General features: G+C 45.5%; 12 protein-coding genes. All 12 read left to right on the top strand.

Translation table 11 applies throughout. From position 1 onward, the window contains the following. The first annotated feature begins 319 nt into the window (after nt 1–319). The 12 genes from GC098_RS21410 (at nt 320) to GC098_RS21355 (ending at nt 22,953) form a co-directional block, all read left to right on the top strand. Nucleotides 320–1,906, top strand: a complete 1,587-nt coding sequence (locus GC098_RS21410; RefSeq protein ID WP_171645261.1) for a type 2 periplasmic-binding domain-containing protein — start codon at nt 320–322, stop codon at nt 1,904–1,906. Nucleotides 1,907–1,992: 86 nt separating this feature from the next. Further along, on the top strand, nt 1,993–2,952 hold the full coding sequence (locus GC098_RS21405) for an ABC transporter permease (protein WP_171645260.1): 960 nt from the start codon (nt 1,993–1,995) through the stop codon (nt 2,950–2,952). A gap of 30 nt (nt 2,953–2,982) precedes the next feature. Beyond that, nucleotides 2,983–3,870, top strand: coding sequence for a carbohydrate ABC transporter permease (locus tag GC098_RS21400; RefSeq protein ID WP_057306579.1), 888 nt, complete (start codon nt 2,983–2,985; stop codon nt 3,868–3,870). Between the two features lie 134 nt (nt 3,871–4,004). Then, nucleotides 4,005–5,732, top strand: a complete 1,728-nt coding sequence (locus GC098_RS21395; RefSeq protein ID WP_171645259.1) for a sensor histidine kinase — start codon at nt 4,005–4,007, stop codon at nt 5,730–5,732. A 23-nt stretch (nt 5,733–5,755) separates the two neighbouring features. Further along, nucleotides 5,756–7,369 (top strand): response regulator transcription factor, encoded by a 1,614-nt coding sequence (locus GC098_RS21390; protein WP_171645258.1) that lies wholly within the window; start codon nt 5,756–5,758, stop codon nt 7,367–7,369. A 324-nt stretch (nt 7,370–7,693) separates the two neighbouring features. Continuing rightward, on the top strand, nt 7,694–10,549 hold the full coding sequence (locus GC098_RS21385) for a glycoside hydrolase family 2 TIM barrel-domain containing protein (protein ID WP_171645257.1): 2,856 nt from the start codon (nt 7,694–7,696) through the stop codon (nt 10,547–10,549). 326 nt (nt 10,550–10,875) lie between these two features. Further along, a complete protein-coding gene (locus tag GC098_RS21380; RefSeq protein ID WP_216625364.1) occupies nt 10,876–12,183 on the top strand; it encodes a GTP cyclohydrolase IIa in 1,308 nt (435 codons plus the stop codon). A gap of 118 nt (nt 12,184–12,301) precedes the next feature. Continuing rightward, on the top strand, nt 12,302–13,318 hold the full coding sequence (locus tag GC098_RS21375) for an NAD-dependent epimerase/dehydratase family protein (protein ID WP_171645256.1): 1,017 nt from the start codon (nt 12,302–12,304) through the stop codon (nt 13,316–13,318). 2 nt (nt 13,319–13,320) lie between these two features. Beyond that, the gene (locus GC098_RS21370) at nt 13,321–14,391 is read left to right on the top strand and encodes a dihydrodipicolinate synthase family protein (protein ID WP_171645255.1); all 1,071 of its coding nucleotides are present in this window, start codon (nt 13,321–13,323) and stop codon (nt 14,389–14,391) included. Between the two features lie 22 nt (nt 14,392–14,413). Beyond that, nucleotides 14,414–15,325 carry a Gfo/Idh/MocA family protein gene (locus GC098_RS21365; RefSeq protein ID WP_312880258.1) on the top strand — a complete coding sequence of 304 codons (912 nt, stop codon included), beginning with the start codon at nt 14,414–14,416 and terminating at the stop codon, nt 15,323–15,325. Between the two features lie 23 nt (nt 15,326–15,348). Continuing rightward, the gene (locus tag GC098_RS21360; RefSeq protein WP_171645254.1) at nt 15,349–16,347 is read left to right on the top strand and encodes a Gfo/Idh/MocA family protein; all 999 of its coding nucleotides are present in this window, start codon (nt 15,349–15,351) and stop codon (nt 16,345–16,347) included. A 261-nt stretch (nt 16,348–16,608) separates the two neighbouring features. Further along, entirely contained in the window at nt 16,609–22,953 is a 6,345-nt protein-coding gene (locus tag GC098_RS21355; RefSeq protein WP_171645253.1) for an OmpL47-type beta-barrel domain-containing protein, read from the top strand. Nucleotides 22,954–23,010: the final 57 nt, after the last annotated feature.

Here is a 23,010-nt window from a genome sequence, read left to right as displayed (position 1 = left end):
TTATGTGTACATTCCCATTTTATTTGTTATTGTTCTTTTCAGGAGTAAATTTATGTCGGAAAAAATTGAATGATGGAAATAAATGACAAAGCGTATTACAATTTTATCAGGAACGTTTATCAGAATGCGGTCCATAGGGCTGCATTTTTTTTGTGTAAATTAAAGAGTCATTTCTGTATTATGACCACTATTTCTTGAAATAGTATGCTAGTTTCGCTAGTTGGGCGGACCTATAATGAAGTCAAGTAAACGTCATCATTTAGCTTTTACAGGGGGTAAATGTTTACGGACAGTATATAAACAGGAGGGTGTTAATCACATGAAAAAACTAGTAGTGCTAGGACTTGCTACAATGTTTGCGCTTACAGCATGCTCGGACAACAAGACAACAACAGAAACTCCCAAGGCAACAGGAGACGCTAAACCGGCCAAGCTGTCGCTTAACTGGTCCGTCATGAGTGGACTTATGGGGAATGTGACACTGCCTTCCGCAGACAAAGATTTCGTTAAAAAAGCGATTGAAGAGAAATTTAACGTGGATTTGAAAATCGATTATATGGTGACAGGCAAAGAATATCATGACAAGTTGAATGCTACATTGGCGGGCGGAAGTGCTCCTGATCTGTTCATCGCCGGCGGTGCCGAGTCCCAGAAGTATATTAACGACGGTATAACCGCGAACCTGAGCACATTCATTACGAAAGAAACGATGCCTAATTATTTCAAGTGGGTAACGAAAGAAGAAGTAGATGCTTACCAACTCAAACAAGGTGAGTTCACTCGCGGTATGGTGCCTTTCTCACGTAACACCTATGCTTCCTGGTATATTCGCCAAGATTGGCTCGATAAGCTGGGGTTGAAGTCTCCTAAAACTTACGCGGATCTGACCAACGTATTAACCCAGTTCACGAAAGCAGATCCGGATGGCAATGGCAAGCAGGATACTTATGGCTTTACTGCAGCAGGCAGCGGGCAAAATCTTCCATTTGACTTCCCGCAATGGTTGAACAACGGTTTTGTAGCTGATTTCATGATCGTTGACAATAGCTATGTAGACAATCGTACGGATCTTAAAGTACAAGGTGTTATCGATCAAGTGGTGGAATGGAACAAAGCTGGAATCGTAGATCCCGACTGGTTCCTGAACAAACCGCCAGCTCATTTTGATAAAGCTTCTCAAAGCAGAGTCGGAATGTTCTTCACGGCAGGCGACAAAACAGTAGCGCTGGACAGTGTTGCTACAAGTGTACAAAACCGTACGAAAGCTCTTGATCCAAAAGCCAATTGGCAGCCGATCTATCCGCTCGACAAGCCGATCATGTGGAAATACAACGTTCCTACAGATACGTTCTTGATAAGCAAAGCTACAGCCGATAAGAGTCCGGACAAAGTGAAGCGTTCCTTGGAAATCGTCAACTGGCTTGAAAGTGAAGAAGGTTTCTTACTGACTCACTTCGGTCAAGAGGGTAAGCACTACACGAAATCTGGCAACAAGATAACCTTAAATGTTGCAGCTTTCGAAGCTGATATCGCCAAAGCAGGCAACTGGCTGAATGTATATGCTGCGTTTACACCGGAAGAACCTAATGTACTTGGATTGGAACTGATTGATTCCCGTGTTTCCGATCATGACCGTGCGATTCTGAAAACGGTCGAAGGCTTCCCGAAACATAACGCATTGCCTCCAGTAAGCTTAGTTCCGCCTGCAGGTATTAACATCGGGGATTTCCGTAAAGAAATGAGCAAATTCCATGCCAAAGCAGTTCTTGAAGACAAGAGCGGTAAAAATTGGCCGCAATACCGTGAAGAACTGATGACCAAGTTCAAAGGAAGAGAAATTTTCACCGAGTATACCAAACAGTTGAACTCCGTTATGAAAGATAAGAAACTTAACGATTTTAAATAAACGTGTCGAGGCATCGAGGGGAACCCTGGGTTGTTCATGGGTTTCCTTCTGCCTTCCAACAGAGATACGGCTAGGAGGATATGGCGATGGCGGAAACCACAACTGTATTGAAAGAGAAACCTACAGCTACACGCCCTGTGAGGCAAGGTAAACTACGAAGCATTTACCACAGCAGATGGTTCTACCTCATGATGATACCCGGACTGGTCTATTATATTCTGTTTCATTATGCTCCTATGGCGGGGACCTTGATTGCTTTTCAGAACTACAACTTGATGAAGGGCATCTGGGGAAGTCCTTTTGTTGGCTTCGATAATTTCCGAGTCATTTTCGATAATCCTGAATTTTTGCAAATTATGAGAAACACACTGTTAATCAGTGTTTACAAAATTGTGGGCAACATGGTGCCTGATGTTATCCTTGCGCTTATGCTGAATGAAGTCAGGGTACTTTGGTTCAAAAAAGCCGTACAAACCATTACTTACGGACCTTATTTTCTATCCTGGGTCATCGTGTATGGATTAGCTTTTTCTTTCCTTGCTCCAGGCTCTGGTTTGATCAGTACGTTTGTACGCGATATGGGTTGGGGACAAATCGATTTATTGACGAACAAGGATTTCTTTAGACCGATGCTAGTACTTTCAGAAATTTGGAAAAATACAGGATTCGGAGCCATCATCTATTTGGCGGCTTTGGCATCCATCAACCAGGAACTTTATGAAGCTGCCGTCGTGGATGGTGCAGGACGTTGGCGTCAGCTCTGGCATATTACGTTGCCTGGTATCCGTGATGTATTCGTGCTCATGTTGATTATTAGAATCGGCGGCATACTGGATGCAGGTTTCGATCAGGTTTTCATCTTCTTGAATGCCCGGGTGTATGATGTCGGGGATATTGTGGATACATGGGTTTATCGATATGGCTTCGAGCGTCTGGAGTTTGGTGTTGCAGCAGCTATGGGTGTTTTCAAATCCTTAGTAGGGCTCATTTTGGTTATAGGTGCAAACAAAGTGGCCAAGAAAGTCGGGGGTTCCGGCATATGGTAGATTGCATTTTGGAAAAGGAGGGGTATTCCGATGTCATTCGTACTCCAGAAATCAAAAGGGGATAAGGTTGCTGATGCGGCAATAAATACCGTTCTGGCCCTGTTTGCTCTCGTCACTTTGTTTCCGCTGTACTACGTCGTTGTCGTTTCATTGACTCCTTATATTGAAGTCATGAAAAATGGCGGTTTCGTTATTTGGCCCGAACATTTAACTTTTCAAGCTTATAAAGAAATATTCGGAAGCGCACGTATTCCTCAGGCGTTGAAAATTACCGTATTCATTACGGTTGTAGGCACGACTTTGAATTTGGTGGTCACCACGCTGTTGGCGTACCCGCTATCCAAGAAGTCTGTTCCAGGCCGTAATTTTATACTGATGGCACTTGTATTCACGATGATTTTTAGCGGCGGTATTATTCCACTTTACATTATGGTTCGCAGTCTCGGATTGTACGATTCGGTTTGGGCACTCGTTATTCCCGGAATGGTATCCACCTTTAACTTATTGATTGTCAAAACCTACTTTGAAAACCTCCCTGCGGAAGTAGAAGAGGCAGCCAAGGTAGACGGTTGCGGAGACATACAGACACTATTTCGCATTGTCCTACCACTGTCGGCACCTATTATGGCTACGATTGGTTTGTTCTACGGAGTTACGCATTGGAACGAATATTTCAAAGGTATCTTTTATATTTCCGACAAAACGCTTATGCCGATGCAGGTTGTGCTTAGAAGCATGATTCAAGCACCAAATGTCAGCTCTGAGCTGTCGATTAATTCATTGGCTCTCGACGCGCTGCCTCCGGAAACGATCAAGATGGCCGTAGTTGTAGTAGCGACATTACCGCTCCTGATCATCTATCCGTTCCTGCAAAAATATTTTGTCAAAGGTGCATTGCTAGGTTCCGTCAAAGGGTAATAGTGAGCGCAAATGATTGAATATGAAAATTATGGTACAAAGAAGTATTGGCCATGCTATAATACTTGAAAGTCACAAGCCCTCGATCATCGGGGGCTTTGCTGTATCCTCATAGGATAGGGGAGTGATCTTGCATGATTCGTCGGATAACAGGAAAAAGCTTCACTTCCAGCGTTAGCACCAAGCTGTTTATCCTTACTTTTTTGTCTGTAATCGTACTTTTTCTGGTGATCGGCATTTTCGGATACCAGCGGCTTTTTGAGCCGATTAGGCAAAATAACGAAGAAGTGCTGCAGGGCTCCGTCGTGCAGGTTGAAAATTATATCAAAACATTAATGAACTCCATACAAAGTCAACTGATCTTTCTCTCCAATCCGGTTCTATACAATAAAATGGACGAAGCCGACTATATGGAGCTCATCGATAATATCATGACTTACCATCAAGAACAGATTCATAGTATTTATCTGATCGAATATGACAAAGTGAAGATTAGCTCTCCGTACGGATATCGATTTTATATCACTCCCGAGCGAATTGAGGAAATCAAAACTCAGACAAGCAAAACGGGCTTCTGGTGGAGTCCCCCGTATTCAATCAACGAGCGTGCAGTAATTACCGTTTCTAAGCAAATCGACAGTAACCGCGTTGTTGCGCTGGATTTGAATTTGAATGCGCTAACCGGTCCGCAGATCATTCAAGGCGAGCAGCGGCGAATTTATCTGTTTTCGGGCCAAGGCGATTATTTGTCAACGAACACGTATCTCGCCTATCCGAAGACGTTTCAGGATCATTTGGAAATGAAGGATGCCTTGCAAGCCTTAACTCAGACGAGCGGGACGGCTTTCAACACCGTTCACACCTCTTTTGGAAACTATACAGTGCTTAGCAGTAATCAAAATCGCTGGGATTGGTTTGTTTTCTCGGTCATCGAGGAATCGCAGGCGTTTCCTTTGTTGGACTCGCTCAAGAAACAGCTGGTGCTGGTACTGCTAATCGCCATTATTCTGGCAGTGATCGTTTCCGTGTGGATTACGAACTACATCCGCAAGCCCGTGACAGCCATAACCCGACAATTCAAGGCAGCTGCGCGCGGCGAATTGGAAGCTCGGATCAAACTGAAGCGAAACGATGAGTTCACGCATATTGCCGACGGTTTCAACAGCATGATGGGTAATATCAAGTCCTTGTTTGATGATTTGCGGGTAGCGGAGGAGAAGAAGCGGCATCATGAGCTGAAGGTGCTGCAATCGCAGATTCACCCCCATTTTCTGAATAATACACTTAATGCGATATACTGCTTGGGAGAAACCGGACAAACGGATGAAATGTGTGAGATGATTCGGTCGCTGATGGGGCTGCTGCAATATTCAACGGACAAGGTCGGAGATATTGTGACGATTGAGGATGAACTTCGACAATTGGAAAACTATGTTCAGATTATGAACCTCAGGTACGGGGATGTATTTGAGATGGACATTGCCATCCCGGAGATCTACTTTAACACGGCAATTCCGAAGCTGACGTTGATTACATTGGTGGAGAATAGTATTTTCTATGGGCTCACTAAAAAAGAGGTTAATCATATCATTGTCTCGGGGAAAAATACGGAGGCTAATAGTGTACTGCTTGAGGTTTCGGATACAGGACCAGGAATTACTCCAGAGAAGCTTGCCTTGCTGACGGAAAAGACGGGGGCGCCTAATCCTTATAAAGGTTTGAATAATTTGGGGCTGCGTAATGTGCAAGAACGGCTTAGCATGACATTCGGTTATCCGTACGGTCTGCATTTTCATAATGAGCCGGATGAGGGGCTAACGGTGACGATTCGTCTCCCGATAGGAGAACATCGAGAAAAATAAATGTAGCGGAAGGGGAAAGTGCCATGCTGAAGCTGCTGATGGTGGATGATGAACAATGGGTACGTGAACGCTTTTCCGAACGGATTCCTTGGTCGGATGCGGGGTTTACGTTTATGGGAGCCGCATCGGGTGCCGAAGAAGCGATCCGAATGATAGAACGGGATATGCCGCATCTGCTGCTGACGGATATTACGATGCCGAATATGAGCGGATTAGAACTAGCTGCCTATGTGCGCAAGCGGTGGCCGCGAATCCGGATTGTGATCCTGACGGCTTATGGCAAGTTCGAATACGCGCGCCAAGCCATCGAGTTGGGTGTGGATAACTATTTGATCAAGCTGGCGCAGACGCCCGAGCAAATTCTCGACGCTTGCCGCAAGGTGGCTGAAGAGATTGAGCAGGAGATGGATGTGGATCAGAAGCTGGAGATGCGCCGTAAGTTGGAATGGGAAAAGGAATGGACTAGGAAGCGCCAGTGGACGGAGCGGTTGGTGGACGATGATGGAAGTATCCAAGCCCGGACGATGCCTGAAGAATGGTTCGAAGGGGTAGCCCAAGCCAGTTATTTGGCAGGATTGACCATAGGCTGGAGAGTCCCCGCGGGACCCGAGCAAGCTGAGCTAACGGAGGAGGAGCTTGTTCAGCTCCAGAAACAAGTAGGCGAAGTATTGGAGGAGAGACTGGACTCGCGTATGCTCGGTGAAGGCAACCGGATGGTGATGCTGCCGATACGACAAAGCCGGTTGTGCCTGCTGATCGGATCCAGACAGCTTCTGGAAAGCTTCAAGATGAACCAGCTAGCTTTGGCGGCACTGGAAGCTCTAAGAGATTTTGCACCAGTTAAGAGCTTTATTCATGTCGGCCCGGTACGGGAATTAGGCAAGCAACCTTTGACGATAAAGCATATTGCCGATGGGTTACGCGAAGGACTTGATGGGCTAGCTGCTTACTTCTATAAGTCGGATTCGGCTGTTGTAGGCAAATATGCGCCAACATTCCGGCGCTTCGATGAGGAGCAGATCCGAGAATGGATTGCAGCTGTGGTGAAAGCGATGCTGCGGGAGGATGCCGAAGCATTCCAGGAAAGTGTGTCTGTCATAACCAAGCTTTATAACCCACCGATTCATCCAGCGGATCTGCTTCGGATGACGCGACAAATGTTTCACCCCGGGTTCGTAAAGCTTCCAGCCTCGGTTGTCGAGCGATTAAGTGGGATCGATCGATTAGAGACGTGGACGGATTACTGCGGATGGTGGGAAAAGATGATTCAAGCCGTAAACGAATGGATGAACAACCGCATTCATCCGTCAGTGTCGATGCGCAAGGAAGTTCAACTGATGATTCGCTATATCCGAGAGCATTACAAGGAGGATGTGCAGGTGGCTGAGCTTGCTAAGCTTGTTCAAATGCACCCATCTTACGCAGGTCAGATGTTCAAGCAGGAGGTCGGCGAGAACTTCTCGGATTATTTGAACCGAGTACGTATGGAAAAAGCGAGTGAATTGTTGGAACGGACGACGATGAAAATTTATGAGGTATCCGGGGCAGTAGGCATCTCCGACTACCGTTATTTCTGCAAACTATTCAAGAGCTACACGGGATTTACGCCTACACAATATAAAAATAAACAAGTGTAAGGTTACGAGCCGTCATGTTTTACATGATGGTTTACGGCAATTAAAGATGAAAGTCCTGCTTCCAATTTCCTTTGGAGCGGGACAGTCTGCCGAGCCCCCCCACAGACGCGCAAAACCATCTACTGAGAAGTCGATTTCCGCCTTCTCAGACTCTGTCAACGAGCTTCGGCTCGCAGAGCGCTCGCTGAAAGCGCGGTTTTCGCGCTTTCTTGTCATGGATTCGTATGTATTCCCAACTTATATAAGGACTCTTTAAAGACTTGTCTTTAAAGAGTGTTCTCACTAATATAAGCTTATAGACATGTTAGTTGAGAGGAGTATGGCATGAATACAATAGATGAATTGGGGATCTTTCAGGAACTTGAAACAAAGGTTCATCGCAATAAATTAAGTTTTAATCAGGATTGGCGTTTTTTTCGAGGGGATATACAAGGTTCAGAAGAGGCTAATTTTGATGACACAGCTTGGGAGATTGTTCACCTTCCTCACACAGTGAGGGTAGAACCGGCTCACTGCAGCGGAGGCTTGAACTATCTGGGTATCTCTTGGTATCGGAGACATTTTTATGTGGATAAGGCTTACAATGGTCAAAAAGTATTTGTAGAATTCGAAGGTGCGAAGCATACGGCAGATGTATGGATTAACGGGAAACATCTCTCGACACATTACGGCGGTTACTTGCCCTTTACTTTAGATATTACTGATCATGTTACGGCGGATGGAGAAACTGATCATATTATTGTGGTGAAGCTAGACAACTCCGATATGCCTGATGTTCCACCAGGTAAACCTCAGGGTGAATTGGATTTTTGCTATTATGGCGGACTCTATCGGAATGTATGGCTGCATACGACGGATAAATTGCATATCACAGATGCCGTTTATGCAAATCAACAAGCAGGTGGCGGCCTATTCATCACGTACTCGGATGTAAGTTCACTTAAAGCTCAAGTCAATATACAAACACATATTTGTAATGAATATGATATCCCTAAGGCTTGCTCAGTGACCCATTATATTGTAAATGACAACAAAGAAGTTGTTAGTAAGGTTTCATCCAGTTTACACAACATAGATCAACAGAAGGATCATACTTTTACTCAGAGTGTTACGGTATCAGAACCCAACCTTTGGCACCCGGATCATCCCTACTTATATACTGTATACACGGTTGTTTATGATAGCGATGTAGTCGTAGATGCCTATGAAACAAAAATTGGTATTCGGCACATCCGATTTGATGGTGATGGCTTTCATATCAACGGGACATTAATGAAATTAATTGGTGCCAACCGGCATCAGGAATATGTATATGTGGGAGATGCCCTATCTGATTCCCTGCATAGAAGGGATGCAATCAAGCTTAGAGAAGGCGGATTTACGATCATTCGTACAGGACACTATCCGCAATCTCCGGCTTTCATGGATGCCTGTGACGAATTAGGCCTAATGTGTATTGTGCCGACACCTGGATGGCAGTGGTTCAGGGATAACGATACGTTTAAAGAAAGATCCTATCAAGATATTCGAGAGATGATTCGTTATCATAGGAATCGCCCTAGTGTTGTATTGTGGGAGCCTATCTTGAACGAAACCGATTATAGTGAACAATATACACGAACAGCCCTAGAGGTCACACATGCCGAATATCCAGGTGATCAATGCTATGCGGCCTGTGACAATTATAGAGTTGCTGCGACCCACTATGATGTCGTTTACGGAGCAGCACTTCGTGATCATCAGGGATCTTTCATCAGGGAATGGGGGGACCATTATCTGGAGCAGGCGGGTCCAAGGCATACGCACCTCAGATGTTCAAGAGGGACAAGAGATTTCTACCCAGGCGGCGAGTCGGGCATGCTGCAGTCTTCGAAAGAGCGCACCGACATTTTAAATAATATTCTAGCTACAAAAGGACTTAGCGGCGGAGCCCTGTGGACCGGAATTGATACGAACAGGGGATATTATGATAATATAGCTGCCTGTGGCGCACTAGATTTATATCGTTTACCCAAATATAGCTATTATTTATTTCAAAGCCAAAGTGAACCTAATTTACAAATATCGGGTATTCGTACAACGCCAATGGTATTCATTGCTAATGATTGGACATTGGCTTCAACAACGGATATTACGATTTATTGCAACTGTGAACGAATTAGGCTCTATCTGAACGGAAGACTTCTTGGTGTTAAAAAACCAGACGCAAGCTATGGAAGTCTGCCGCATGCACCTTTCGTCTTCGAAGGCGTAGAATGGGAGCCGGGAAAATTAATGGCTGAAGCTATTGTTGACGATGTTATCGTAGCAACGCATGCTGTCATGACACCGGGGACTCCGGATTATTTAACATTATCTGTGGATGACTGTGGTATCGATCTTAAAGCGGATGGTTCTGATTTAATCATGGTTCATGTTTATGTCAGAGATGCCAATGGAACCGTAGTTCCGGATGCCTACAATAAGATAGCATTCCAGCTGACTGGACCGGCAGAAATTGTCGGTGATGGAGACAGTAGAGTGGGGTCTAACCCCGTAGAAGCAGAAGCGGGAGCCATCGGGGTTCTCATTCGTGCTACGAAGGAACCAGGCTTAATCACACTGCTTGCGGAGTCAGATGGATTGAAATCGGCGACTGTAGAAATCATATCGCAGCCTATTTCTAAGCCATTTGTACCAGGAAAATCACAAGTACCACCCGATCGAAAACAGGAATATGAGGTAGATCAGATTGCTTTCTTTTCGCCTCCATCATCTAGATATTGGGAACACTGGACAGATGTTGCGATCAATAAACCGGCGAAAGCCAGCTCAGAGCTTCCTGGATGCAGTGCTAGTCAAGCAACAAGCAATATCATGGCTGATCGGTGGAGCGAGCGTTGGAGTGCTGGAAATAATGAACTGCCGCAGTGGTGGAAGGTAGATCTTGAAGGTTTCTACGAGTTGGATGGCTGTAAGATCTACTGGGAAAGTGATAATACAGAGTATGAATATCAAGTTGAAGTTTCATCTGATGATATCCATTGGAAAGCAGTGGCTTCTCAAAGACAAACGGGACAAGAGATGGGCATGGATGAATTTCATGAAACTGGGATTAGGTACGTACGCATTGTTGTGAGCGATGTATCCAAAGGACTACCCAGCTTTTATGTAGTGAAAGTATTCGGGAAAGAGATGTAACTCTGCCTAACTCATACGGCAACGTTACCTTGCTTGAAGGCAGAGGCCTATCTGCGTTATATTTAAGTTGAGTTTGCGCAGTATTCGGAAAATTACTATGATGTGGATCCGCTTTTGCCTTGGCAATCCGATTCAGATCATCCTTCGGCCTTGCGCACAGAGTTTCGCGCAAGGTTGTTTTGGGTTAAATCGGGTGTTGGACTTTAAAATATGTTGAAACAATTGAAAATCAAAGCGAGGGATCTCCCATTGATACTTTAGGAAAAATAATAGGTCACAGCAGTGCTAGTGCTGGGGTTAAGATTGGCATTGTCGGACCCAAGGATATGGTGTCAAGGATCGTCAAAGTCATCAAAAACTTCCCCACCTTTGAACCCGTTGTCAGGTATTCAAAGAATGAATTGGAAACGCCAAATTTATCAGATGAAATAAAGAATGAAGTGGAAGTCCTGTTATTATGCGGCCCTGTCCCCTACCGAAAAGTTCTGGAAAAAGTGAAATCAGTCGTACCTGTTCATTACGTGCGATATAACGAAACGGGATTATATAAGGCTTTTTACAACATCCAAAAAAAGCTTGCAAACGTAAATGTTAATTCGAATATGGTTGGTAATGCCATAAGTGTAGATACGGTAACTCCAGTCATGGTAAAACGATTTTTGGAAGAAATCGATGAACAAGATTTGAAAATCATTTGCTATGATGAGGCAAGCAACCCGACAAGAGAGCAACTGTTGGAGTTCCATAAAGATTGTTTTAACAAGGGTCTGGTGTCAGGAGTGCTCACTGGAATCAATTCAATATCAGCTGAATTGAATGATTTAGGTATCCCGAATGAATGGATGGTCCCAACTACACAGGATATCGTTGTAGCTCTGGAGAGAGCGCTTCTATCGACAGATGCGAGGAAAAGTAAGGAATCCCAGATCGTTGTGGGTCTGATCAATGTGGATGGCTTTGGCAAAATCGTCGATCGCCATAACTCGGAGCATGAAATTCAAAAGCTGAAGCTCAATATTCACCGAATTTTGCTGGATTATGCGGATTCTTTACGAGGTCATCTTACGCACCTGGGAGGCGATGAATATTTATTTTTTACAACCAGGGGGATATTTGAACAAGAAACGGCTGGATACAAAAGAGTTCCTCTAGCATCAGAAATCTATAGATCCTATCAGTTAACGCTAAGTATCGGTGTTGGATTCGGCAGAACGGCCAATGAAGCGGGTTCGAATGCGAGATCGGCTTTGCGGAAATCAAAGGAGGCGAGCGGCAACTCGTGCTTTATTGTTAGAGAGGACAGAGGCATACTTGGACCTTTGGAGATGGTGGATGCTCAGGTGAAAGATTTGGAATTGGTTAATCCTGACTTTATTAAAAAAGCAGAGAACGCCAATATGACCTCCCCCTACTTAAGCAGGTTACTTGTAACCTATGCCCGTACCGGCAAGAAAGAGTATAACGTTCAAGAATTAGCTTTGCTGCTCAATATTACCGTTAGAAGCACCCATCGATTGCTGTTGGAATGGTCGGATACAGGATTAGTCCGTACTAGCGGTATGGAGAAAATGCCGAAAGGCCGTCCACGGCAAATTTTCGAGTTTGCGTTCCTGGATGAAAGTATGAAGAGTTAAGGTGAGAAGGGATTCGTCCTATCCCTCCGTTTATATATAGACATTTAAAAGACTTGTCTTTTAATGTGTCGGCTCATTAAAATAGGGATGTAGACTTGAAAATCGAGAGGAGAACGACATGAAAACAATCCAAGAATTAGAAACAAAGCTAGCTCAGCCTTCGTCCGCTTTAATCAATGATATTGCAGCACTCGATGGGGATATTCTGTTACTTGGTATTGGCGGTAAGATGGGACCTAGTTTGGCTAGGTTAGCAATGAACGCTATTAAAGAAGCCGGTGTAAATAAAAAGGTGATTGGCGCTTCGCGGTTCTCTTCCGAAGGGTTAAAACAGGAGCTGGAAGCAGACGGTGTTGAAACGATCTCCGTTGATTTATTGAACGATCAACAGCTTCAGCAGCTGCCTGATGTGAAGAACGTTATTTATATGGCGGGAAATAAATTTGGCACGATGGGGAATGAACATTTTACATGGGCAATGAATGCTTACCTCCCAGGACGTGTTGCGGAAAAATATAAAAACTCTCGTATTGTCGCTTTTTCCACTGGGAATGTGTACCCATTCACACCGGTTGCTCATGGAGGAGCTACTGAAGATACGGCGACAGGGCCGATCGGAGAATATGGCCAATCTTGTTTAGGACGTGAGCGGATTTTTGAGCATTTCTCCCGTAAGTATAATACGCCATTGACCATTTTCAGACTTAATTATGCGGTGGATTTGCGCTATGGCGTGCTTTTGGAAATAGCTAAATCGGTTAAAGCAGGAAAATCTATCAACATCACCATGGGAAATGTGAACTGTATTTGGCAGGGGGATGCGAATGAAATGGCTATTCGTTCCTTGAATATTGCCAGTTCCCCGCCTACATTCTTAAATGTATCCGGTCCTGAAACTTTATCGATGCGTTGGGCAGCAAATATGTTTGGCCAAAGATTTGGTGTGGAACCTATCTTTGTTGGAGAAGAATCACCAACTGCTTTATTGAGCAATTCAGCAAAAGCTCACCAGCTGTTCGGTTATCCTCAGGTTTCCCTGCAGCAAATGATTGAATGGACTGCGGAGTGGTGTTTAGCCGATGGTCATACTTGGAATAAACCAACCCATTTTCAAGAGAGGGAGGGGAAATATTAAAAATGAGCCTTTTAAAACCACTAAGCACGGAAAAAAACAAGGCGCTGCATGAGGGATTGGTTATTCCCGCACATCCGCTGGCTTTAAACGCTGCAAGAGAGATGGATGAACGCAGACAAAGAGCTCTGACACGTTATTACATGTCTTCGGGTGCGGGCGGCATTGCAGTTGCTGTGCATACGACACAGTTTGAGATCAGGGACAAGGAGCATAATCTGTTCGAAAAGGTGCTTAGATTAGCATCCGAAGAAGTCAAGAATGCCAAGCTAACCAAGCCCTTCCTTCAAATAGCCGGTATCTGCGGCCCAACAGAGCAAGCCGTTTACGAAGCGGAAACAGCAGCGGGTCTCGGATATGATCTCGGTTTAGTCAGCATGGGAGGACTTCAAAGCTTCTCAGAGAAGGACTTACTGAAGCGAATTGCCAAAATTGCAGAGATCATTCCAGTATTCGGCTTTTATCTACAGCCTTCTGTCGGTGGAAGAGTATTAAGCTACGATTTCTGGAAAGAGTTTGCGAACATCTCTGGCGTGGCTGGTATCAAAATGGCACCGTTTAATCGTTATCAAACGATCGATGTCGTGCGTGCCGTATGTAATTCCGAACGGAGAGATGAAATCGCTTTGTATACAGGCAATGACGATAATATTGTGAATGATCTGCTGACCACTTACCATTTTGTCGTTAATGGAAACAAGGTTGAGAAAAAAATAGTTGGCGGTTTGTTGGGTCATTGGTCTGTTTGGACGCAAAAGGCTGTTGAACTCTTGGATGCCATTAAACTTGTACGAAACGATGAAAGTCTAAATTCCAACTGGTTGACTCGCAATATAGAAGTTACGGACTCCAATGCGGCATTTTTTGATACAGCGAATGGGTTTGCAGGCTGTATAGCTGGGATTCATGAGGTGCTTAGGAGACAAGGTCTTCTGGAGGGGCGTTGGTGTTTGAATCCCGAAGAAGAGCTGTCTAACGGACAAATGGAGGAAATTGACCGTGTCTATCGGGATTATCCGAATTTGAACGACGATGAATTTGTTAAGAGGCATTTATCCGAATGGTTAGCAGATTGATTGTGAATGGGAGGATTTACAGATGATGTCCGGGAAAACGATTCGAATTGGTATTATAGGTCTCGATTCATCGCATGCTCCCGTTTTTACGCAATTGCTAAACGATAAGAACCATGCTTATCATGTGCCTGGTGGGGAAGTGACGGTTGCTTTTCCAGGAGGTTCAGCCGATTTCGAGATGAGTTATTCGCGAGTGGAAGGGTTTACGGCGCAAGTTCGCGACAAGTATGGTGTGAAAATTGTTGATTCGCCGGAGGAAGTGGCTGATGCTTGCGATGCTATTCTGATGGTGTCGGTCGATGGGCGGGTTCATCTCGAGCTGTTTCGTCGCATCGCTGCGTATCGCAAACCGATTTTCATCGATAAGCCAATGGCTCTTTCTTCGTCCGATGCGAAGTCAATTGTGGAACTAGCCCAGCTGCATGACATACCGATGATGAGCTGTTCTTCGCTCCGTTATGCCGAAGCAATGACGGAGGCGTTACTGGAATCGGAAAGCGGCAGCATTATCGGCATGGATTGTTATGGTCCGCTAGCCATGCAGCCTACACAGCCGGGGTTATTCTGGTATGGCGTGCATACGGCTGAGATGCTTTTTAAAGCGCTGGGTAAAGGTTGTGTGAAGGTTTCTGCTGTTACAAATGATGAGCATGATCTCATTACCGGCGTCTGGGAAAATGGTATAATTGGTACGATTCGCGGTAATCGCAAAGGCAACTCAGAATTTGGCGCACTGCTGCATAGGGAAACCAAAACGCAGTATATCGATGTGTATCGACATCCGAAACCGTATTATGCCAGCTTAATGGAGAAAATTATGAGCATGTTTGTAACAGGAACACTTGATATCGACATGGAAGAGACGCTGCAGATCATGCGGTTCTTGGAAGCCGCCAATGAAAGTCGTGAATCCGGTTTAGAGGTATATCTGTAGAATCGGGAAAGGATGAAACTGCCATGCAAAAAGCAGAGTTAAGAGTAGCGGTACTTGGTGCGGGTATTATAGCCAAAGCACATTTGGATGCTATTCAAGCAACGACAGGATTTGCAGCTTGCGCGGTTGTTGATATCAATCTCGATAAAGCAAATGAAATCGCCCAGCTCTATGAAATAATAGCTTATAACGATTACCGGGAAATGATCAAACAGGAAAGACCGGACGTAGTGGTCATCGCATTGCCTCACTATTTGCATAAAGAGACAGCCGTGTTTGCTGCGGAACATGGATGTCATTTGATGCTGGAGAAACCTATGGCTTTATCCGTATCGGAATGCGATGAGATAATCCAAGCTGGACGTAAAGCGGATATTCGCATTTTGGTCGGACATACTCAGCACTATATTGCTGAAAATATACAGGCCAAAAGGATCATTCAAAGTGAAGAATTAGGAAAACTTGTCATGATTCATGATGTCAGACATACGAATTACTTCCAAGACTCGCGACCGCAGTGGTTTCTTGAAAAAGAGAAATCAGGCGGTGGTATTCTGGCCAATTTGGGTACGCACTCTATCGATAAAATTCAGTGGCTGACAGATCGTACGGTGCGTAAATTAAGGTCATCTGTGAGTTATCATGGAAGCAGGGGCAATGTAGAAGGCAGCGGTATGATTTATCTGGAACTTACTTCAGGAATTCCTGCGACAATTGTTCAATCGGGTTACTTAGGGGCATCGCGCAATGAAACGGAGATTATGTTTACGGGTGGTATGCTGAAGCTAGTAACCGGTGAAAGCTTATGGATAAGTCGGGGTGGTCCGTATGAGAAGCTTGAAACACCAATCACAGCTGCTCCATTCGAATTGCAATATTCCGACCTGCTCACGGCCATACGGGACCATTCGGAAACTAGCTGCTCTCCAGAGTATGCGCGAGGCGTCATAGCTGCACTGGAGGCTGTATACCGTTCTGCAGAAACAGGTTTGGAACAGTTAGTTGATCAGGAAATTGGATAATGGAAGGGCAGGTCGAATGAACAATTGACCTGCCCTTTTGGCGTTTGAATAGCCTTAATACCTGAAAAAAAAGGGTTGTTTTCAAGGTCTTCTCAGACCTGGTAAATAACCCCTTTTTATTTTTGGAATTTGTAGACACTTTGTTGAATTGCATGTATATCTTCAAGGCTACTCTGGACTTTATAATTTAGGATAGCACGAAATGAAAACGCTTTATTTATGGGTGGTTGACCAAATTTGATTGGAAAGGAAGGATTATTAATGAGTCGAATTAGAGGTTCGCAGTTTATATCTGTTTTCCTATCTTTTTTAATGGCATTTTCGGTATTTACGGTATTCCCCGGTAAAGCAAAAGCGGACACGCTGCCGATTCTTCCAAACAGTGGATTCGAGCAGGTTTCCGGTGGAAAGCCACTTAACTGGTCCGTTATGAGCGGGACGGTGACATCTTCAACGTACACCGTACACAGCGCTGTTTACAGCGTGCAGTTAACGGATAATAGCAGTACAGCATCTGTTGGTCTGCGCAGTCAGAAGATCTCGGTTACACCTGGCAAAGATTATGAGGCTTCCGTATATTCTTACAATGCACAGGGCAGCTCGTCCCTATATTTGGAGTTTTGGGATGCGAGTAACACGCTCATCCTTTTTCCAACTGCCACTAATAATACGTTAAATCAGTGGAAGCAGCTTGGAATCACTCAAACCGCGCCGACAGGAGCTGTTTTCGCAAGCCTGAGAGTCTATTCAGGACTAGGGAACATCGGTACGTCCTATTTTGATGACGCGGATTTTCGGGAGTTGGTGAAGGATCCGAGCACGCCACTGAGGAACGGCGGAATGGAGAGTACGATTGATGGAATGCCTCGCTATTGGGATTCTATCTTCGGCGGTAATATTGCGTCCTCCATGGAGCGGAAGCGTTCGGGAGATCGCAGTGTAAAAATAGTGGATACGAGCGCAACCGCTGGCATTGGAGTCCGAAGTCAGAAAATGCCAGTTTCAGTAGGGGTAAAATATGAAGCGGAAGTATTTGCTTATGACGAATCCGGCGCTTCTACCATTTTTCTGGAGTTTTGGGATGCCGCCAATACAAATTTAACGAACGTGATTGCGGCTAGCACTACTCAGAATGAATGGAAGCCGATCCGTGCTGTTGGTGCTGCGCCTGCTGGAGCAGCTTACGCCACAATAAGATTGTATCTGGGGGCCTCTAACATCGGTACGACTTATTTTGACGATGCCAAATTCGGGGAAGCCACTCCGGATCCAAGTCCCAATTTGAATAACGGCCGATTCGAGCTGTTGGATAATGGCAAGCCAAGTGATTGGCGTGGGGTCGATGGCTTTGCGGAGGTATCTGGCGAGAGGGCATATGACGGAGTCCGCAGCATCAAAATAACCAATGCCGTGGATCAGTCGGCAGGACTGCGCAGCCATCTCATTCCCGTTTCACCCGGCGTTGAGTATACGGCAAATGTGTTTGCTTTCACGAGCTCCGGGACAGCTGAGCTGAAGGTCGAATTATGGGATGTTGACAAGGTCTTCCTTTCATCGGTGTCCCAGACGGGTTCATCTAGCAACGGTTGGATGCCAATTACGCTTAAGAGCATTTTTCCGGACCAGACCGCCTATATCAGTCTACGATTAGGCACCTCGTCGCCAGCGGGAGGAACTGTCTATTTCGATAAGGCGACATTCATTAGGTCAGGTGAATTGATGAATAGCAAAACGAGGACGACACTGTACAACCAGGAGAAGGTCACGGCCGCCCGGCAAAATATACAGCAGCTGCAATGGGCAAAGAGCTTGAAGGATGCGGCGGTTTCAAACGCGGATAAATTTTTGGCTAATGGATTGGACTTTTTGTGGAACGCGGTTCCCAGTCAAAAGCTTCCTCGCAGTTATGCCGTTAATCAGTCGTTGGGAAGTCCGATAACCGGCAAGGAAATCGATAAATACGGGAATTATCCTTATCGTATGGATCCATTGAACGACCCATGGGAAATTGTGGATCCCTCAAGCGGGTACAAGTTTCCGACGAACGACTTTGGAGCCTATTACCGTAGCGGTTTGGATGAGCATGGCATATTCCTTCCGGAGCTCGCGGATCGGAGTCTGCTCGTAAACACGCTCTACCCCGAAAAGGGACCCACCTGGGGAGTCGACGACGGCTATGGCTGGGTAGATGAACAAGGAAAACGGTATACATTCATCGCCTACTATGTCCATTGGTCATGGTACGGGGGAGATTCTCTGATTCAGCGTTCGCTGAATGCATTCCGCGATGCTTATTTATACACGGGGGACATCAAGTATGGCCGTGCCGGTTCGATATTGCTAGATCGGGTGGCGGATGTTTATCCGGAAATGGATATAAGCAAGTTTGATAGAGCGGTGTTTCTAAATTCTTCGGGCAAATCTGTTGGCAATGGCAAAGTATTAGGCGGCATTTGGGAAACCGAATTAGTAAAGTCGTTTATTAGTGCCTACGATGCTTTATTCCCGGCACTTGATGACCCGGAAACCATTCAATTTCTGAGTGCGAAGTCGACGCAATTTCGATTTGTAAATACGAAAAATTCCGGAGCAAACATTCGTCGGAATATCGAAGACGGTATGATTAAGCAAGTATTTCCGGCAATAAAAAAGACGCAAATACTCGGCAATGACGGCATGCATCAAAGTGCTCTGGCGATGGCTGCAGTTGTCTACGATACGATGCCTGAAACGAAAGAGTGGCTGGATTTCATTTTTCAGACTGGAGGAGTCCTTGCCAATCCGACTCGCTTGACAGGTGGAAATATTCTTAATTCACTTGTTTCGGACGTCGACCGAGATGGAAACGGAAATGAAAGCGCGCCAGGTTACAATGCTTTGTGGCTGGTTAATCATCGGTTGACGGCCGATATCTTAGAGGGCTATGATCTATACCCGCAAGCCGATCTGTATAACAACGTGAAGTTTAGAAAAATGTTTTCCGCCATGAGTACGCTCATTTTGAGCGAAAAATTTACAGCAAACATCGGGGATACGGGCCGAACCGGAAATCCATTTATCATTGAGCGAATGACGGATTCCGTCAAAGCATTTGAAAAATTCGGTGATCCGATTTATGCGCAGTTGGCTTATTTTCTGAACAATAATACGACCGACGGGATTCATAAGGACGTATTTTCCTCCAGCCCTAGTGTGATCGCAAATCAAATTCAAGAGGTTATTAACGTAAAAGGTCCACTGAATTTGGAAAGTGTAAATGCGAGCGGATATGGATTTGCCGCGCTGCGGGATGGTGATAACCCGAAAGTTGATTATGGAACGAGGATTGGCTTTGGCGGCATGAACGTGTCCGCACAAAGTGTACCGACGAAGTTTGTTGAGGCTACTAGTTCCATACAGCTTGCGGCAGCCCAAAGCGGAGAAACGGCAACATTCGAATTTATAGTTCCAGCTACGGATGATTATGAGTTGGATTTACTCCCCGTAAAAGCTCAGTTTAACGGCATTTATCGTATTTCCATCGATGGGCAATCCGTTAAAGAGCTGGATTTTTATGGAACGGATACGAATGAATATGAGATCATCAACCAGATGAGCCTTACGCAAGGACTGCATACCATTTCCTTCGAGGGCACCGGGAAGTATCCGTCATCCAACGGTTTCAATCTGGACGTTCGCGTATTGAATCTGCTAAATGCGCAGGCGCGAGCTCAGCGGGATGCCCAGTTGAATGCGAAGAACACACTTCGGGATGAATGGATGTTCTATGGCCGCAACGTAAGTCACGGTCACGCGGACACGTTAAACGTAGGATTTCACGCGTTTGGTCTCGATTTGTCGCCAGATTTGGGCTACCCCGAATTTGCTGACAGCGTCGATATGCATCGAGCGCAGTGGGTCGTCAATACGATCAGCCATAACACGGTAGTCGTGGATAAGCGAAAACAGAACACGAATTTATGGGCTGCGGATGCTAAGCATTTTGACGATACGGACTTGGTGAAGCTCATTGATGTGGAAGCGCCTAAGGTATATCCGCAGACGACGTTGTATAAGCGAACTACGGCCATGATCAAGGCAGATGATAAGAACTCCTATACGGTGGATCTGTTTCGGGTAAAGGGAGGTAATGATCATTATTTTAGCTTCCATGGAGCAGAAGGAACGGTTGCGACGGAAGGGTTGAACTTGGTTCCGCAAGCAACGGGGACGTATGCGGGAGCGGATGTGCCTTACGGGCAAAGAGTCGATGATATCGCAGGGGTCGGCTATATGGGCAGCGGGTTTCACTATTTGAAAAACGTGGAACGTGATGGGTCTCCGGCGGACAAATTCAGTATCGACTGGCATGTGAAAGATACTTGGAATATGTACGGTCAAGGCAGCGGGGCAGCAACAGACGTTCACCTAAGGTTGACGATGCTAGGCAGTGTTAATGACGTAGCGTTGGCCGACGGAGTACCTCCGCAGAATAAGATTGGCAATCCGAAAGATCTCCGGTACTTGGTCGCTCACCGCAGCGGCACTAACATGGATAGTCTATTTACTTCGATCATTGAGCCGTATAAGGGAGAACGCTTTATTAGCTCCATCACGCCATTGATCGTTAAGCTGAACGGACAGACCGTGGATGACAGCGGGGTTCGGGCAGTAAGCGTAAAATTGAAAAACGGCAGAACCGATTATTTGGTTAGCAGCTTGGATTCAAGCAAAGCTTACACGGTTGAACTGCCTGATACCGCATACTCTTTGGAGTTTAAAGGCTTCTTCGGCGTATATTCGGTGCAGGAGGATGGAAGTGCGAGCACCTATTTGCACGACGGCTCTTATATCGGAAAGAACAATGAAGTCGGGCAGGATCGGGTTGGAGCCGTTACCGGAACAGTTGTGGACTTTACGAAGGATTTGTCACAGCATAACGAGATTATTATCGATACTTCTGGGCTTTTCAGCACCCCTGCCGATTTGATTGGTAAGAGCATCACCATTCAAAATGACGGTGTCCGCTATGCGTCTTACCACATTAAGGATGTATCCGTCATGGAAGGAACCCGCTTGAAGCTCGATATAGGGGACATTACGCTTGTCCGATCCTATAAAGATTCGAATGATTTCAGTAAAGGATTTATCTATGATATAGCAGGCGGTGCTTCATTTAGGATCCCGCTGACATACAACACAAATCAAGTTGCGCAACCGCCAGCAGAGGCGATCCTTTCTGCAGATATCACAGCACCGACTAACACCGATGTTACCGTAACGATTAGCTACCCGACTGATGCAGCGGTGAAAGAATACAAAGTGGGCACTAACGGTACATGGACAGCATACACAATGCCAGTAGTCGTTTCCGAAAATGGCATGATCTTTGCTAGAGGAACAGATGCGGCAGGCCATGCGTCCAATGTTACCAGCTATACGGTGAACAACATTGACAAAATAGCCCCGAGTACATCAGCCAGTGTGAACCCGGCACAACCAGACGGACCTAACGGTGCTTACGCTGGGCCGGTTACATTCAGTCTAAGTGCAGTGGATGACCAGTCAGGTGTGAAGAATACTGCATACAGTCTGGATAATGGGAGTACATTTCAGCCATATACATCCCCTCTTACGTTGGATAAAAAAGGTCAATATACTTTGATCTATAAGTCAACGGATCAAGCGGGGAATGTTGAGTCGGCACATAATCTTAGTTTTTCGATTGCTACAACCGCGGTAAAGATTGAGTTAAAAGACAGTAATGGCAATCCGCTCAGCGGCGGAGTAGTGAAATACTACGACGGAGGATGGAAGGATTTTGGTGTGACGGATGCTAGTGGTAGGGTAAGTAAATCCATAGCAGACAAAAGCTACACCTTCGGCATTACGTATGAGGGAACATATAAAGAGAAGCTGCAAAATACCGGAACTGATGCGGTGGTTGAATTCCAGACGGTAAAGGCCAAGGTTCAGCTGAAGGACAGCCTAGGAAATCTAATGGACAGTGGCAGCGTGAAATACTATGCGGGAGGCTGGTTGACGTTCGGCCAAACAACCGGTGGAGAGATCAGCAAAGAGCTGTTGCCTGGTTCTTATACTTTCGGAATGACAAACGAGGGTGCGTATAGGGAGAAAGTACAGAATATAGGAACTGATCCAGTGGTCATTTTCCAGACAGTTAAGGTCAAAGTACAACTGAAAGACAGTCTAGGAAATCTGATGGACAGTGGCAGTGTGAAATACTATGCGGGAGGCTGGTTGACGTTCGGCCAAACAATCGGTGGAGAGATCAGCAAGGAGCTATTGCCTGGTTCTTATACCTTCGGTATGACAAATGCGGGTGCGTATAAGGAGAAAGTACAGAATATAGGAACTGATCCAGTGGTCATTTTCCAGACAGTTAAGGTCAAAGTACAACTGAAAGACAGCCAAGGAAATCTGATGGACAGTGGCAGCGTGAAATACTATGCGGGAGGCTGGCTGACATTTGGCCAAACAATCGGTGGAGAGGTCAGCAAGGAGCTATTGCCTGGTTCTTATACCTTCGGCATGACTTATGGGGGAACGTATAGAGAAATTGTAAATAACATAACAACAAATCCAACGGTAGTATTCCAAATGTAATGTCATGCTGGCTGTTTGCAGCAGAGTGCTACTTATGAACATCAACACGAGATATGG

The sequence above is a fragment of the Paenibacillus phytorum genome (assembly GCF_013141715.1).
GTDB lineage: Bacteria > Bacillota > Bacilli > Paenibacillales > NBRC-103111 > Paenibacillus_E > Paenibacillus_E phytorum.
Note: the sequence above shows the minus strand (reverse complement) of the source record. Positions and strands in the feature narration are given on the sequence as shown.